General features: G+C 64.2%; 16 protein-coding genes and 1 pseudogene. 10 read left to right on the forward strand and 7 right to left on the reverse strand.

Translation table 11 applies throughout. The features are described from left to right. Positions 1-49 precede the first annotated feature (49 nt). The 4 genes from H8F25_RS01480 to H8F25_RS01495 form a co-directional block, all read right to left on the reverse strand. Positions 50-511, reverse strand: coding sequence for a hypothetical protein (locus H8F25_RS01480; RefSeq protein WP_197211746.1), 462 nt, complete (start codon positions 509-511; stop codon positions 50-52). A gap of 83 nt (positions 512-594) precedes the next feature. Then, positions 595-2,031: an HlyD family type I secretion periplasmic adaptor subunit gene (locus tag H8F25_RS01485; RefSeq protein WP_197211747.1), complete on the reverse strand. Its 1,437-nt coding sequence runs from the start codon at positions 2,029-2,031 to the stop codon at positions 595-597. 59 nt (positions 2,032-2,090) lie between these two features. Next, complete coding sequence (locus H8F25_RS01490) at positions 2,091-4,289, reverse strand: ATP-binding cassette domain-containing protein (RefSeq protein ID WP_231596983.1); 2,199 nt, start codon at positions 4,287-4,289, stop codon at positions 2,091-2,093. Continuing rightward, positions 4,286-6,034, reverse strand: a complete 1,749-nt coding sequence (locus tag H8F25_RS01495; protein WP_197211748.1) for an ABC transporter transmembrane domain-containing protein — start codon at positions 6,032-6,034, stop codon at positions 4,286-4,288. The genes H8F25_RS01490 and H8F25_RS01495 overlap by 4 nt, the downstream gene beginning before the upstream one ends. 134 nt (positions 6,035-6,168) lie before the next feature. On the opposite strand from H8F25_RS01495, the gene H8F25_RS01500 reads away from it, so the two are divergent. The 10 genes from H8F25_RS01500 to H8F25_RS01545 all read left to right on the forward strand — a co-directional run bounded on the left by H8F25_RS01500 (position 6,169) and on the right by H8F25_RS01545 (position 11,728). Then, complete coding sequence (locus tag H8F25_RS01500; protein ID WP_197211749.1) at positions 6,169-6,849, forward strand: hypothetical protein; 681 nt, start codon at positions 6,169-6,171, stop codon at positions 6,847-6,849. 447 nt (positions 6,850-7,296) lie between these two features. Beyond that, positions 7,297-7,683 carry a hypothetical protein gene (locus H8F25_RS01505; RefSeq protein ID WP_197169832.1) on the forward strand — a complete coding sequence of 129 codons (387 nt, stop codon included), beginning with the start codon at positions 7,297-7,299 and terminating at the stop codon, positions 7,681-7,683. Between the two features lie 46 nt (positions 7,684-7,729). Further along, on the forward strand, positions 7,730-7,945 hold the full coding sequence (locus H8F25_RS01510) for a hypothetical protein (RefSeq protein WP_197169831.1): 216 nt from the start codon (positions 7,730-7,732) through the stop codon (positions 7,943-7,945). A 200-nt stretch (positions 7,946-8,145) separates the two neighbouring features. Continuing rightward, entirely contained in the window at positions 8,146-8,667 is a 522-nt protein-coding gene (locus H8F25_RS01515; RefSeq protein WP_197169830.1) for an SLOG family protein, read from the forward strand. A 51-nt stretch (positions 8,668-8,718) separates the two neighbouring features. Beyond that, positions 8,719-9,339, forward strand: a complete 621-nt coding sequence (locus tag H8F25_RS01520; RefSeq protein WP_197169829.1) for a siphovirus Gp157 family protein — start codon at positions 8,719-8,721, stop codon at positions 9,337-9,339. 86 nt (positions 9,340-9,425) lie between these two features. After that, positions 9,426-10,433: an RAD52 family DNA repair protein gene (locus H8F25_RS01525; protein ID WP_197169828.1), complete on the forward strand. Its 1,008-nt coding sequence runs from the start codon at positions 9,426-9,428 to the stop codon at positions 10,431-10,433. A gap of 58 nt (positions 10,434-10,491) precedes the next feature. After that, the gene (locus H8F25_RS01530) at positions 10,492-10,719 is read left to right on the forward strand and encodes a DUF433 domain-containing protein (protein ID WP_197169827.1); all 228 of its coding nucleotides are present in this window, start codon (positions 10,492-10,494) and stop codon (positions 10,717-10,719) included. Next, positions 10,719-11,096, forward strand: a complete 378-nt coding sequence (locus H8F25_RS01535; RefSeq protein WP_197169826.1) for a DUF5615 family PIN-like protein — start codon at positions 10,719-10,721, stop codon at positions 11,094-11,096. The genes H8F25_RS01530 and H8F25_RS01535 overlap by 1 nt, the downstream gene beginning before the upstream one ends. Before the next feature lie 55 nt (positions 11,097-11,151). Beyond that, positions 11,152-11,436, forward strand: a complete 285-nt coding sequence (locus tag H8F25_RS01540) for a galactose oxidase (protein WP_197169825.1) — start codon at positions 11,152-11,154, stop codon at positions 11,434-11,436. Positions 11,437-11,443: 7 nt separating this feature from the next. Then, entirely contained in the window at positions 11,444-11,728 is a 285-nt protein-coding gene (locus H8F25_RS01545) for a DUF1651 domain-containing protein (RefSeq protein ID WP_197169824.1), read from the forward strand. A gap of 6 nt (positions 11,729-11,734) precedes the next feature. Here H8F25_RS01545 and H8F25_RS18060 read toward each other — a convergent pair whose 3' ends face one another. The 3 genes and pseudogenes from H8F25_RS18060 to H8F25_RS01555 all read right to left on the reverse strand — a co-directional run bounded on the left by H8F25_RS18060 (position 11,735) and on the right by H8F25_RS01555 (position 13,891). After that, positions 11,735-11,839, reverse strand: a complete 105-nt coding sequence (locus tag H8F25_RS18060) for a DUF924 family protein (protein WP_370525789.1) — start codon at positions 11,837-11,839, stop codon at positions 11,735-11,737. Between the two features lie 97 nt (positions 11,840-11,936). Further along, positions 11,937-12,476 (reverse strand): annotated as a pseudogene (locus tag H8F25_RS18065) (DUF924 family protein); the annotation flags it as partial. Positions 12,477-12,601: 125 nt separating this feature from the next. After that, positions 12,602-13,891, reverse strand: a complete 1,290-nt coding sequence (locus tag H8F25_RS01555) for an Nramp family divalent metal transporter (protein ID WP_231596984.1) — start codon at positions 13,889-13,891, stop codon at positions 12,602-12,604. Positions 13,892-13,918 lie beyond the last annotated feature (27 nt).

The raw sequence follows: 13,918 nt of genomic DNA on the forward strand, positions 1-13,918 counted from the left end.
TGACAAAGCTGAGAAGACGGTGAGAAAACCCTCGGTCGATCCCGTCGATTCAGCAATCCGGGCTCCCCTCGGGATGGCCCTCGACCAGGCCATTGCCGCAGGCTTCAAGCACGGCAAACAGGTCATATTGCCCGTTCCCATCCAGCAGGTCAGGAACTGGATCATCGTCAGTTAGGGGCTCCAGATCCTCCGCCAGACTCATCAGGATCTCTTGCTGCACACGACCGTAGGCCTCGACATCCAGGCCCTCATCGTCCAGATAGCCGCTCACCACCTGATCCAGTCCGTAGGCCAGTTCAGCCACCACTGTGGTGCTCACGAGCTCATCCTGTCCCTCGACCCCCCCTCTCATGCAGGCATCGCCGGCACTCTGGAGCAAGGGACTTGCCAGTACCAGGAAGGCCTCCACCAGGTGGCTCACACCGGATGAAGGGTCGGTAGTCCCGCTGATCTCAGTGGGGGTGTCCACCAGGCCAGGGACGTAGGCCTCCACCTCCATGTTTTTCCTCACGATTGCTCAAACCTAATCATGCCCAGCTGCCCGCAGCAAGCACGTCCGCACTTCATGTCTGAGAAGTGTCTGAGAATCCTCGATCAGCTTCGCTCACGCAGAGCCGAGTCAAGGGTGCGGGTGAAGGGCTGGAACAGATAGCGCAGAACGCTGCGCCTTGGCCCTTGAATCTCGGCTACAAGTGGCATGCCTACTTGAATCGGATATTTTTGATTCTTGGGATCCACATACTGCCGATCAAGCTCGATGCGAGCCTTGTAATAATACTGACGGTCATCCGGATCCTGGACTGTGGAAGGCGCAATGCTGACCACCTTGCCCGGTACAGATCCATAGATGCTTGCGTCGTAGGGCTGTAGCTTCACCTCTACAGGTTGACCCACGTTCACAAAGCCAATATCGGAGGAACGCACGCGTGCTTCCACCTGGTTGAGGCTCTGGCTTGGCACCAACTTGAGGACCACTGCGCCAGGGGCTACCACGGCTCCAGGAGTGCGGAAACGCAAATCACTCACTGTGCCGGCCAATGGCGCCACGATCTTGGTTCGATCGAGCTGGTTGCGCAATTTCTTGATGTTCTGATTCAAGACTGCCTCTTCATTCACCAGTTCCGCTACCTGGGAGCTTTCCTCCATGTTCAAGCCACTTTTGAGACTGCGGAGATTCGCCTCGGCCTGCTGGAGCAGCTGAGTCGCTTCGGCGCGAGTGCCGCGCAACTCGGCAAGTTTGGTGTTGGCGGAGGCAACCTGCTGGTCGGCGTTCAACAAATTCAGCCGTGATGCTGCGCCGGTTTTCACCAGATCGGCATACATCCCGCGCTGCGTCTGGTACAGAGTCAGTTCGCGCTGGAATTTTGTGATCTGGTCGTTCAAGCCACGGATTTCTGCTTGCTTCTCGCGGATCTGGGCTTCGGCCAATGCGATCTTGTCGCTTTTATTGGCCATGCGATTCCGTAGCAACTGTCGCTGGGCTTCACTCACTTTGCCGTTGTCGAACGCGGCCGTTTTGTCTCCGCGGATTGCCGCCTGCAACTGCTTCTGCTGCTGCAGCATGTTCTTGAGTTGTTGCTCGACGGCCCGGTATTCACTCTCCACCAGAGTGGGCCGCAATTCCAGCATGATCTCCCCGGCGCTGACCGGGTCGCCATCCTGCACATTCACCTTCGCAACGATGCCACCTTCAAGGTGCTGCACCACGGTCACGTCGCCTTGCGGGATCACTTCCCCGGAAGCTCGCACCACCTGGGTGATCGGGGTGAGCGCCGCCCAGGGGAAGAAGATCAGAGCCGCTGCGCCCAGCCCATAGAGGGTGAGCCGCAAGTAGCGGTTGTCGGGCTTTTCCTCCAACTCCAGCGCCTGGCTGAGACGTTTTCTGCCCAGCAGAGCGATGGCGTCGGGATCGTCGATTCCCGGCAGGCGTGCCAACAGTCCTGAGGCAGGTTTCACCGCCAGTGGACCACCTTGATCGTCGACAGCAACTTGGGGGGGGAGGCTCTGTGGGGGAAGAGGGCTGGTGGTCATGGCGGCGAACCAGGTGAGGGAATGGAAAGTCAGCTCCGGCATCAAGGCCGGGCATCACATCAACAATCGGCGGTGGCAGAGCGCTGCATGCGTCTGCGCAGCTCATCCGGTGTGCCTTGAAAGACAGTCACGCCTTTGTCAAGGATGCAGAGCAGATCGGCCTGCTCCAGCAGCAGCTTGTTGTCTGTGGCCAGGATCACCGAGCGCTCCTGGCCGGAGAAGAGACAGCGACGCAAGCTCGGCAGCAACGCCAGAACGGATTCAAACTCATCAGGGGAGAGGCCCAGGCTGATGTCATCCAGAAGCAGGATCGGTGCGTCCTTGATCACAGCCTGAGCCAAGGCAAGGAGTTTCAGCACACCACTGGGCAACTGATAGGTGACCGCATCATTGAGCTCGGTGTCAAACCCCTGGGGCAATGATTCGATGATCGGCAGAAGCTGCAACTGATCACAGAGCTCCCGTACTTCTGCCGCACAGGCTTCCGGATTCATGGTCGTGAGATAGCTCCAAATCGTGCCGGGCAGCAGTTCCACCTTGTCCATCAGAAATGCAATGTTCCTCTGGATGGTGTCTGTGGTGAATTGACGGTAATCTTTTCCGTCGAGCAAGAGCGAACCACTCACCATTGGAAGCAGCTGGTCGATGACCCGCAGCACGGTGCTCTTGCCACACCCCGGATTGCCAGTGACGGCCAGGATCTGACCGGGGGATACCGTCAGCGAGGCACGGGTGATGGCGAGACTGTTGTCGTTGCTCACCCGACAGGCAGCCGAGTCAAGCAGCACGGCACCGCGAAGACGAATCACCTCTCTGTGCTGCACGGTGGTGGTGATGCGTGGTGAGTTGCGAAGATTCAGGAACTGATCAAGTTGGCTGTACTGTGCCCGCATGGTCGAGAAGCGCAGCAGGGCATTCATCAGTTGCTGGAACGGACCGAACACCCGCCACACAAAGAACATCGAGGCAATCAGATTTCCCATTGCCATGGAACCCTGTCCGCTGCCATAGGCCATCCAGGCACCGATTGCCAGGGTGAGCACGGCCGCCAGCTGCGAGCTCGTGGAGGTGATCACCTGCAGCTGGCCCACCTGCTGGTTGAGGGTGAGACTGCTAGTGGCACTCTGAGCGGATAATCCCCGCAGTCGCTGCAGCCACACCCACTCGACATTGGTGAGTTTAACGTCAAGGAAACGATGTACCAATTCCTGCTGGGCCTGCGCCAGCCCTATGCCCGTGTTCAGATTCATCTCGGCAGCCCCGGCATAGAACCTCGATAACGTCCACACCATCAGGCCTGACACCAGCATCAGCACCAGTGGCACCAGCACCAGCCAGCCGCTGATCAGGGCGATGGCCAGCAGGTAGATGACCACATAGGGGAAGTCGAGACAGGCCAGGGCCATGGGACCCTGCAGATAGCTGAGCAGGCTGTCGAGATTGCGCTGGCGGCTCTGCAGACCAAAGCGCCCCATGGCCTCGATCTGACGGAGGTCGAGACTGAAGGTCTTCTCCACCAACGCCACGCCCAGCAGGGCGTCGATGCGACCACCAAGCTGGGCCAGCACCGTCGAGCGCCATTGGCGCAGGATCCAGGTGAGGTCGAAGAGAACCAGGACGCCCAGGAAGATCCACGAGGTGGAGGCAATGCTGTCGCTGGGGATCGCAAGGTTGTAGATGGCGCGAATGTAGAAGGGCAGTGTCAATGCCAGCAGTGCCAGCCCAAAGCTGATGACGTAGAGCAGGCCGATCCGGTTGGTGAAGCGGTAGAACACCTCCTGGAGCATGCCGATCCGCGTTTTGCCACTCCGTTCCTGAATCAGGATCAGTACACCGCCCGGCTCCAGTTGGAGGACATCACTGCGGCCGTTCACGTTGCCGGCAACCACAGCACTGCCTTTATCGCGTGAGAGAACCCAGGGGACGTTGTCCGGGGCCAGATAGAGGGCCGGCAGCAATTGGGGGTTGAGCTGTCCCCAGTGGTTCAGGACCTGTTTTGTGCTGTGGAAGCCCAGCCGCAGCAGGAGGTTGCGAGCATCCACCAGGTCCATCCGGCGGGGATCGGCGTCGAACAGCTCAAACAGCTGCTCAGAGCGGCCGGTCCATTGCAACTGCTGCAGTAACAACCGCACGCAGAAGGCCATCGGCGCTGCTGGGCTGAGAGTGAGGTCGCGCAGCAGCTGTCCGGAGTCAGGTTTTCCGCTCAGAATGGTGCCGCTCTGGGGAGCGCCGTTACCTAGCTGGATTGACTTTCTCATTGCCCCACCTCCGCCATCAGCGGCAGCGATTGCTGACCATCACTGATCGCCTCGAGGACCCTGCCGCTGCCGTTGATCCAGACGCTGATGCGACCGCGCGTTCGCTTGAGGATGCGCTGCAGTGCGTCGATGAAATCCTTGCCGTAGGAGCAATTGCTGAGGTCGAGCAACAGCACCTGGGGGTCTGTGGCGAGGGCCCTTACCAGCTGGGCCAGCTTGATGCCATCGCTCGAGAGACCGCTGCTGGGGCCTTGACCCATCAGGGTGTCGTAGCCACTGGGCAGAGCACGCACTTTGGCGTCGAAGCCGCTGAGATAGCTCCAGAAGAGGGCCCGACGCTGGTGACGGCGCGGCTGAAAACTCGTCAGGTTCTGCAGCAGCGTCCCTTCAAATGGCTCCTGGGAGGGATCCACGTAGCTAATCATCTGCCGCAGCCCCTCCCGGTTGTAGGCATCGATCGGCTTGCCGTTGATCAGCAGACCAGGCAGGGGGTGAATCTGAAGCAGTCCCAGAAACAACTGCCGCACATCAGCGCCGTAGCGACCATCGCGGAGCAGCATCACGTTGCCCGTCGGAAGTGCGAGGCCCGCCAGGCTCACCTGAAGGGCGCTGTCGGGGGCAACCTGGAGCCGCAGCCGTCCACCGCCTGGCTCGACCGGCTGGGCCATCAATGCCTCGAATTCCTCGCGGGCGTGGCTGAGTCGGCGGTAGCTGTTCCAGAGCCCCATGGCCTGCTGCCAGGGGGAGAGCACCTTGCCGGAGAGCAGCAGGCAGGCGGCCAGGGCTCCCACATTCATCCGATCGCCGATCACCAGAAACGCTCCCCAGGTGACCATCGTGGCCATGGCCACCTGGCTGGTGAGGGCACCAAAGGCCTGGTACTGGCCGCTGAACAGGGCGTTCTGCATGCGCTGCCAGGCCAATTCCTCCTGGCGGCGCTCATGCCCCAGGAGATATCGGCTCCCGAGGCCATTGGCCTTGATCAGATCAAGAGCGCCCACCAGCTGGTTCTGGTAGGTGAGGCGCGACAGCTCCAGCTGGTCGCGCTGCTTGGCGATCTGCTCATAGTTGCGTGAGAACGCCAGGGCGCGCAGCACATACACGACGATCGCCACAACAGCGACAATGCCGATGCTGCCGCCGATCAGAAACAGGGCCACCACAAACAGCAGAGAGAAGACCAGATCAATCGCCGTCGTCAGCGCCTGCACGGTGGTTTCATCGCGCAACATGCTGATGCTGCTCAGCCGTTCGGCATGCGCTGCAGGTGACAGCTGCAGGTAGGTCGTCAGGGGCATTCGGCAGAAGTGGTCGAGCGCCTCCAGCCGGTTGCGATGTTCGAGGCGTGCGCCATCCTGGCCGGTGAGTGCGAGGCGCAGGGTGTGCAGCCAGCCACCGAGAAGCATCAGCAGCACGACGCCCACACTCAGCACCAGCAGGCTCTCCATGGAGCCACTGGGCAGTACGGAGGTGTAGACGATATTGATATAGAGCGGTGATGACAGTTCAAGCAGGTTGATCAGCAGCGAACTCACCACCAGAGGCCCGATCTGGTAGGCGCTCCAATCCACGTTGCCAAGGGAGTGGAAGAATCTGTTGGTGATGAATTCTTCGATCAGATTGAAGTTGTCGTTCAGCTCCTGCTTCAGCCAGCGCCCGGGCCTCGCCAGGGATGCGGCAACTGCACCGAGCCAGCTGGCGTTCTGGTTGCCTGCTTGGCGATTTTGTAACGGTGATGCACCCATTTTCTGTCAGCCACCGGGTTCAGGTTAGAAATGGCGTCCCAGGTTCGCTGGCAACTGTTACGTAACCATGAGAACGGAGCCGGCCCCCTCTACCGGAGATCTGGCTAGTTTGCCTCGTGTGCAGCCTCCTGGCGATGTATCGCTTCCGTCTCAGTGCTCCCCAGGTGCAGCTCGAGCTTGTGGGCAACGGCCCGGGCCCCCGGCTGCCGTTCCTGGTGGTGGGCCCCACCACCGAAGTGGCCTTCGTCGAGGAGCTGCTGGAGCAGGAGCTGGGCAGCCTCACCCTCAACCCCGCTGAGCTTTTCCGCTTCCTCGAGACCGACAGCTGGATCCGTGACTTCTTCCAGGCGCCTGAGTTGCTGGAGGGAGACCTGGAAAGCGCCGAGGCGGAGGCCCGCCGCTTCAGCAGCTTTGCCAGCCAGCCTCTCGGCAACAAGTTGTTCCAGGCGGGTGTCTTCACCATGGAGCAGCTCGACGAGCTGCTCACCGCCTACCGACCCTTTGCTGACACCGAGCGGTTTGGCGAATTTCTGCGCCTCAACATGCAGGTGCCGCCCCGGCTCCTGGAGCTGCTGCTCCACCCCTCGCTGTTCGACGAGAGGGGCTTCAACGACATGCGCCTCGGAGAGCGACTCGTCGAGATGGGCTTCATCAGCACCGAGCAGCTGGAGCGCGCGCTGGCGGAGCACCAACAGAGTGGTGAGCGGATTGGCGAAGTGCTCGCCCGCCAGGGCCTGATCTCAGCTACCACGGCCCGCTTCTTCGCCGAGGCGTGCATCAACAGCTCTGGGCAGATCGACTACGAGCCGATCTGACCGCTCGTGTGCGGCGCGCTGCAAGGTCGATCCAGAGCGCGTGAAACAGACACTGCGTGGGGCTCAACCAGTCAGCGGTGCTGCTGGCGGGGCCTCAAAAGAGAGCTCCCCGACCAGCCGAGAAGCCAGTCGGGGAGAGGGATCTGAGGGAACGGAGAGGGTGTCCGTGTGCAACGGACCGGATCGACTGCTATAGGACGACTTGGGACGATGGGTGCCCCCGTCTGTACCGTCTTTTATACCGTCATTCACGGTCTGTGATGGATGGACGGAATTCGAGGGCCGTGGGACCTGCTTGAGACCCGGATCAGAGGGTTCAGGGGAGATGGCTGAGCCGGCGCTGGTTGGGGCTGAGAGCTGATCCGCAGCCAGACTGACGAGCACCATCGCTGGATTGACCCATGCGGCGTGATCACGCGACAGGAAGGGGCTGAGGAGAACCCTTTCATGGGCGACCGATTGATCATCTCTGACAACCGTGAGGACCCGGGCAACCCGCTGGTGCTTGACGGTGAGGCCATTGACGCAGCGGCACGGGACCCACTGGCGATCGGGAAGCTGATGGTGGATCAGGTCTGGGCAGAGGGAACCGACCCCACCGGTGGAGGCCTGTACTACGAGCGCAACAGCAACCAGCACCGCCGGCTGCAGGTCTTTGAAACAGGCAGCGAGGACTTCATGACCGGCGGCTGGGTGCGGGTGCTGGCTACCGCCGAACAGGTCCGCAAGGAGCGTCCTGGCATGGAGCTTGCTGCCAAGGCGGGACTGGTCACGATCCATGGCACCCACCGAGGCGTGCTGCTGGTGGAGTTCCTGGACGTTCCCTGGGGCTGAGCAACCGCCACTGGGCTCCGGTCGGATTCGTTGAGCGCACCTCCCGGTGCGACAGCGGCCGTCCTTCAGCGTGCCACGGCTGCGCCGTGGCGTGCATCGGCCAGCCGCCGCCGCCCTCCGCTCCGGGGCCGGTGTGGGGGTGGGCAGGCATGGCTACTCTCCCGCGGCTGCGGTGCCCGGGAAGTTGCCCCGTGCACGGGGCTGGGGTGATGCCTCTGATTTCCTCGCGCGGCTGCGCGGCCAGCTGGGCATTCAGGGCTGAATCTGGTGGCCTTGCTTATCAGCTCGCCGATCCATCAGCGGCTAGCTCTGCTTTGCGTAGATCCATTGCCCCGCAGCCACTCTGCCCGCTGCTCAGTGCGTTTGTACTGGTAGAATAAGAGCTGCGCCAAAGGCCACGAGCCCATCGCCTGCGGCAACGAAATCCTCGGACAACTTGTCCCGTTCGTTTGCTCTGTAGCCATGAGCTTGTCCTCTGCTGCAGTGGCCCAGGCCGCTGCATTGCCTTCCCTTGGCCTCCTGTCGCCGCCGGCGTTGGCCCATCGCTCGGTCGTCATCGTTGCCGCTGGTGGCCGTGATCTCGTCTGGCCCCAGGAGCGCATCGCCTCTGCTCTCCTCCAGCGCTCTGGCGGCCGGCCTGTCCATCTGTTGCTGCATGGCGGTGCCCGTGGTGCTGATCGCGCCATCGGCCGTGCCGCCCAGCAGCTCGGCTGGCGGGTCCAGGCCCTCGCCGCTGATTGGCGCCGTCATGGCCGCGCTGCCGGGCCCATCCGCAATCGCCTTCTGCTGGAGCAGGCCCTGGTCGAGGCCCAGGCCCACACCTCCCCTGCCTTCAGCGCCTCGGTGCTGGTGATCGCCTTCCCCGGTGGGCCGGGCACGGCTTCGCTCGTCCAGCAGGCCCGCCGCTGCTCCTCCCGCTCGCCGGTGCCGGTGGTGGTGATGGAAGTGCCGCCGCCCTTCTCGCCGGAGCCGCTCGCCGCCTGAGCGGCAGTCGCCGCGCCGTTCTTCCCGTTCCCTCCTCACATCCCCATCCCCATGGCCGTTCTCACCGCCCCCGCCGTACCTCTCGCCCCAGCTCTCCCGCAGACCGCCGGGCCTTCCTGCTCCCTGCAGCGGTCCGGCTCGCTCTGGCAGCTGGGCATCGAGGCCCAGGAGCTCACCACCGCCATCGGTCAGCTCGCCGAGCAGCTGGAAGCCGATGACGACGACAGCCGCGCCCAGGCCCTCGCCGAGCTGGAGGCTGCCCTGCTGGCGGAAGAAGGCAACAAGCAGGCCCTCGCCGCCAAAGCCGATGCCACCTGCTGGGTGATCGAGCACCTGCGCGGCCAGGCCGCCTACCGCCAGCAGCAGGCCAAGCGGCTCACCGAGCTTTCCCGGTCTGATGCCTCTCGGGCGGATGCCCTCGAGGACTCGCTGGTTCTGGTGCTCACCAGGCTGCAGCCCACGGCCACCCGCTTCTCGTTTCCCAACCACGAGCTCAGCAGCCGCAAGTCACAGGCGGTCGAGATCGAGAACGAGGCCCTGCTCGATCCCGAGTGGCTCAGCGTCAAAACCACCTTCTCGGCCGACAAGACCGCCATCAAGGCGGCTCTCAAGGCAGGCCAGCAGATCACCGGCGCCCAGCTGATCTCCCGCCGCTCCTGGCGCATCCACTGAGGAGCCACAGGCCTCATGCAACTGGGGTTCCGGCCAGGCAGCCGGGGCTCCTTCTCCTTCCTCCTCACACCATTGCTTCCATCGCCATGACCGTCGCCGCTCCTTCCACCAACGGGGCCAGCCGGCCCGCTGCTCCACGTCCCGTCCAGAGGCCCCCCTCAGCCCTGGAGCTGATCCGCTCCGCTGATCGACGCGAGGCGCTCCCTCCATCCGTGCCGGAATCCGCGTCGGCCGCCGTCTCGGTCCAGCCCCCTGGCTTCTCCCCCGAGCAGCTCGCCGCTCTTTCCGCCCCCCTCGATCGGGCCAACGTCCGCCAGCGGGAGCAAGGCCGCAGCCGCGTGAGCTATCTGGAGGGGTGGCAGGTGATCGCGGAAGCCAACCGCATCTTTGGCTTCGATGGCTGGCAGCGCCAGACCGTGGCCGTCCGCTGCGTCGCCCAGGCCGAACGCTTGATCGGTGCCAGAGGCACGAGCCGAGACCAGAAGCCCGGTTGGGGCGTCACCTACACCGCCCGCGTCCGCGTCACCGTCACCGCCGGTGGCCTGACACCCCTGATCCGTGAGGGCAGCGGTGCCGGCCACGGCATCGACGTGGACCTGGGCCAGGCCCATGAATCCGCCCTCAAGGAAGCCGAGACCGATGCCATGAAGCGGGCCCTGATGACCTTCGGGAACCCGTTTGGCCTTGCCCTCTATGACAAGCGCCAGCGGGAGGTCAGCAGTGCAGCGGGCCAGGGTGATGGGGCCCAGCGGCCTGGTGGGCAGCGGTCTTGTCTGAGCCGGCCGGAGGCTGGTTCTCCCGCCGCCGCCGCTGCCTCCGCTGCTCAGCGCCGCACCCAAGCCACGGACCCGACGCCACCGCCATCAGCCCACGCCGACTGCGGCCAGATCCCCCTCGATGCCGAGACGATCCAGCACCTCCACAGCACGCTGCGGGCTCTCCCCCGCCCCCAGCTGGAGAGCCTCACCCGGGCCTTCCGCAAGCGGTTCCAGGTGCCCGAGGAGGCGGTGACGATCGCCGATCGGATCAACCAGAAGTGCCACCACGACTGGATTGAGACGTTCCTGGTGCAACACCAGCTTCAGTCCGGCTGAGCTGCCCAGCCCCTCTCCTGAAGGGGGCAAGTTGGCGGCTTCTGCCTACGCTTGGCCCATGGCGTTTCCCCGCATCAGCCACGATCCCGCCGTGATGGGTGGCAAGCCCTGCATCCGCGGGCTGCGCATCACGGTGGGCACGGTCGTGGGGTTGATCGCCAGCGGCAGCAGCCGCGAGCGGATCCTGCAGGCCTACCCGCAGCTGGAAGCGGCAGACATCGATGAGGCTTTGGCGTACGCCGCCTGGCGCATGGAAGAGCGAGAAGAGGCGCTGGTCCTGAGCTGATGGCCAGGCTCCTGGTCGACATGAACCTCTCGACCGAATGGATCCCCCTGTTGCGGGCCGCAGGTCATGAAGCCGTGCACTGGTCGGAGGTGGGCGATCCAAGGGCACCGGATACGGTCCTGATGCAGTGGGCGATCGCCAACAGCTACGCCGTCTTCACGCACGACCTGGACTTCGGCACGATGCTGGCCCTCAGCGGTGCCGATGGGCCGAGCGTGCTTCAGGTGCGCTGCTTGAATGTCCTGCCCGAGGCGATCGGCACGCTGGTGCTGTCACTGCTCAAGACCTATGGCGCCGAGATCGAGCAAGGGGCGCTGGTGGTCGCCGATGAACGCCGGCGGCGGGTGCGCATCCTGCCCCTGAAGCGGACGAGCTGAGCAAGCCAGACCAAGACAACCGCGCTAGTACAGGTGTACGCATCTTGAGTGGTTCATGGGCGTCTCCTTGTCCCGGCCGGCAGCCCTGGCAGCCAGGCTTGAAGCCCCGATCGAGGAGTGGCCCTACCTCGACAGCGAGGTGCTGCTCAAAACCCGCAGCCGCAAGGTCTGCATGACCTGCCACTGGTTTCGCCACCACGCGGGAGTGAACTGCATCCCGGTGCTCACTTGCCAGCTGCATCAGGGTCTGATCGCCCATGGTGAGCACCTCACCAGCCGCTGTCAGGGCTGGACCGACGACATGACCCGGAGCCAGGGCTGGGCGCCGGAGGTGGCCTGAGCGGCCCATGCACGTCGGTGACCGGAAGCGACCGCCGCTCTCGCCCCAGGAAGGCTGGCTGAGCGACGGTCGCCAGGTGCTGCACTTCAGGCCAATGCGTTACGACCGCTGGAGTCAGAGCCTGGAGGTGACCTTCGGGGAGGTGATGACCGGCGGTGAGCCGCCGCTGCTCAAAAAGCGCAGGGAGCTGACGCGAGAGCAGGCGATCAAGCTCTGGGCCCAGAAGCGCCAGCAGGGCTGGCAGCCTTGCGCGCCCCAGTGGCTGCCACCGCCTTCCCCGGCTGAACGCTGAGCCGGTTCAGAAGCGGGAGCCCGGCGTCTGCAGGAAGGCCAGCTCCTCCGCGCTCGACACCCGCCCCAGAGCAGCATTGCGGTGGGGGAAGCGGCCAAAGCGGGCGATCACATCCCGGTGCTGGCGGGCGAAGTCGGCGGTGCGGGGATCGCTGAACCGCTCGAACAGCGGCAGGTGCCGCCTCCTGCTCTGCCAGGTCTTCCGAATGCATCAGCGGCATCAGCCAGAACTGCCGCCTTGCCTGCTCGTCTTCGGCCTCCAGCCGGCCGCGCTCCACAGCCATCAGGCTCAGCGCCAGGGCCTGGAGATCGCCCGCGAAGGCCATGGCGGTGTCGCGCCAGAACTGGCGCGGGAACTGATCCAGCAGCAGCACCAGCGCCAGGCCTCGGGACGGCTCTTCATTCCAGGCATCGAGCTCACCGGCGATCGCCCGCCGTGTCAGGCCCAGGAATCGTTCCCGCAGGAGGGCATCAAAGGCCGGGTCCTTGGCGAACCACTGGCGCAGCCGGCTTTGCACGAACCAGAAGTCCAGCACCTCGCTGACCTGGTGTCGCTGACCAGCCATCAGAGCAGGCCCAAATGGGGAAAACACTGGCCAGCTCGATGCCCTTGCAGTCTTCCTGATCTTCATGTCGCTGACCCTGCTGCTGCGCTTCCCCTGGGGCGTGTTGCCCCTGATCGGTGTCTCCGCACTCGTGGGATTGGAGCGCGGTTTGCTGCAGCTTGTGGTGGGAAATGCTCCAGGCATCCAGTCGCTTGGTCACCGTGGTGCCTCTGGCATCAGCTCAACGACTCAGTGGCCTTGGATGCTCAGATCGTGTCCCAGTGTTTTTTGCTCGTCATGGGACTAAAGAGGCTGCCGTTGTCAACGGTTCAGACGCCCCGCAGCACCGCGCTCAGCATCGAGAGGTTGATCAGCACAATCACGCTGGCGCAGATCCAGCCCGCGGCCTGCAGCCAGAGCGGTGCTTTCAGATCGCCCATCAGGCCCTGGCGGCCGCAGAACCACACCAGCGGGATCACCGCGAAGGGCAACTGCAGCGAAAGCACCACCTGGCTCAGCACCAGCAGATTCGTGGTGGCTCGCTCGCCGAACAGGATCACCGTGGCCATCGCCGGGATCAGGGCGAGGCCGCGGGTGAGCAGCCGCCGCTTCCAGTCCGGCAGCCGGATCTGCAGGAACCCCTCCATCACGATCTGGCCGGCCATGGTGGCGGTGAGCGTCGAGCTCTGTCCCGCCGCCAGCAGGGCCACCCCGAACAGCACGCTGGCGAGAGAGGTGCCCAGCATCGGCGTCAGCAGCCGGTAGGCCTCGCTCAGGTCCGTCACCGGCTGCGGTAGCCGTCCGTAGAAGCTGCCGGCGGCGAGCACCAGGATCGAGACATTGATCAGAAAGGCAAGGCTGAGGGCGATCAGGGTGTCCCAGGTGCTGAAAGCCAGGGCCCTGCGCCTCGTCCCCTGGCCCTCCGCCCAGAGGCGGGTCTGCACCAGCGAGGAATGGAGGTAGAGGTTGTGGGGCATCACCGTGGCACCGAGAATGCCGGCCGCCAGAAACAGCTGCTGCCCGTCCCTAAGGCTGGCGGCCTGGGGAAGGAAGCCCTGGCCCACCTGGCCCCAGTTGGGCTGCAGCAAGAACATTTCCACCGCGAAGCAACCCCCGACCAGGGCGACCAGGGCGATCACCAGGGCCTCCAGCCGCCGGATCCCGAAGCGCTGCAGTGCCAGCAGCAACAGGGTGTCGGCGGCCGTGAGGCCCACCCCCCAGGGCAATGGAAGACCGAAGAGCAGCTGCAGGGCAATGGCGCTGCCTACCAGCTCGGCCAGGTCGCAGGCAATGATCGCCACTTCGGCCAGCAGCCAGAGGGGGATCCGCCAGAACCGCGGCAGCAGACGGCTGCAGGCCTGGGCCAAGTCCAGCCTTGTGGCGATACCCAACCGGCAGCAGAGCGACTGGAGCACCATCGCCATCAGGCTGGAGAGCCCGATCACCCAGAGCAGGCGGTACCCGAACTGGGAGCCGGCCGCCAGATCCGTGGCCCAATTGCCCGGATCCATGTAGCCCACGGCCACCAGATAGCCGGGGCCCAGCACCCGCATGAAGGTGCGCAGCATGCCCAGGCCGGCAGGCACCTCCACCGTCTGGGCATTGGTGCGCGCGGCCATGTCCAGCGGTGCATCAGGCATGAAGCG

This window comes from Synechococcus sp. CBW1004 (assembly GCF_015840715.1).
Taxonomy (GTDB): Bacteria; Cyanobacteriota; Cyanobacteriia; order PCC-6307; family Cyanobiaceae; genus Cyanobium.

Coding starts and splice junctions, on each gene's coding strand:
- H8F25_RS01485 (WP_197211747.1), bottom strand. CDS start 2,031: ATGACCACCAGCCCTCTTCCCCCACAGAGCCTCCCCCCCCAAGTTGCT.
- H8F25_RS01490 (WP_231596983.1), bottom strand. CDS start 4,289: ATGAGAAAGTCAATCCAGCTAGGTAACGGCGCTCCCCAGAGCGGCACC.
- H8F25_RS01495 (WP_197211748.1), bottom strand. CDS start 6,034: ATGGGTGCATCACCGTTACAAAATCGCCAAGCAGGCAACCAGAACGCC.
- H8F25_RS01500 (WP_197211749.1), top strand. CDS start 6,169: ATGTATCGCTTCCGTCTCAGTGCTCCCCAGGTGCAGCTCGAGCTTGTG.
- H8F25_RS01505 (WP_197169832.1), top strand. CDS start 7,297: ATGGGCGACCGATTGATCATCTCTGACAACCGTGAGGACCCGGGCAAC.
- H8F25_RS01515 (WP_197169830.1), top strand. CDS start 8,146: ATGAGCTTGTCCTCTGCTGCAGTGGCCCAGGCCGCTGCATTGCCTTCC.
- H8F25_RS01520 (WP_197169829.1), top strand. CDS start 8,719: ATGGCCGTTCTCACCGCCCCCGCCGTACCTCTCGCCCCAGCTCTCCCG.
- H8F25_RS01525 (WP_197169828.1), top strand. CDS start 9,426: ATGACCGTCGCCGCTCCTTCCACCAACGGGGCCAGCCGGCCCGCTGCT.
- H8F25_RS01530 (WP_197169827.1), top strand. CDS start 10,492: ATGGCGTTTCCCCGCATCAGCCACGATCCCGCCGTGATGGGTGGCAAG.
- H8F25_RS01535 (WP_197169826.1), top strand. CDS start 10,719: ATGGCCAGGCTCCTGGTCGACATGAACCTCTCGACCGAATGGATCCCC.
- H8F25_RS01540 (WP_197169825.1), top strand. CDS start 11,152: ATGGGCGTCTCCTTGTCCCGGCCGGCAGCCCTGGCAGCCAGGCTTGAA.
- H8F25_RS01545 (WP_197169824.1), top strand. CDS start 11,444: ATGCACGTCGGTGACCGGAAGCGACCGCCGCTCTCGCCCCAGGAAGGC.
- H8F25_RS01555 (WP_231596984.1), bottom strand. CDS start 13,891: ATGGCCGCGCGCACCAATGCCCAGACGGTGGAGGTGCCTGCCGGCCTG.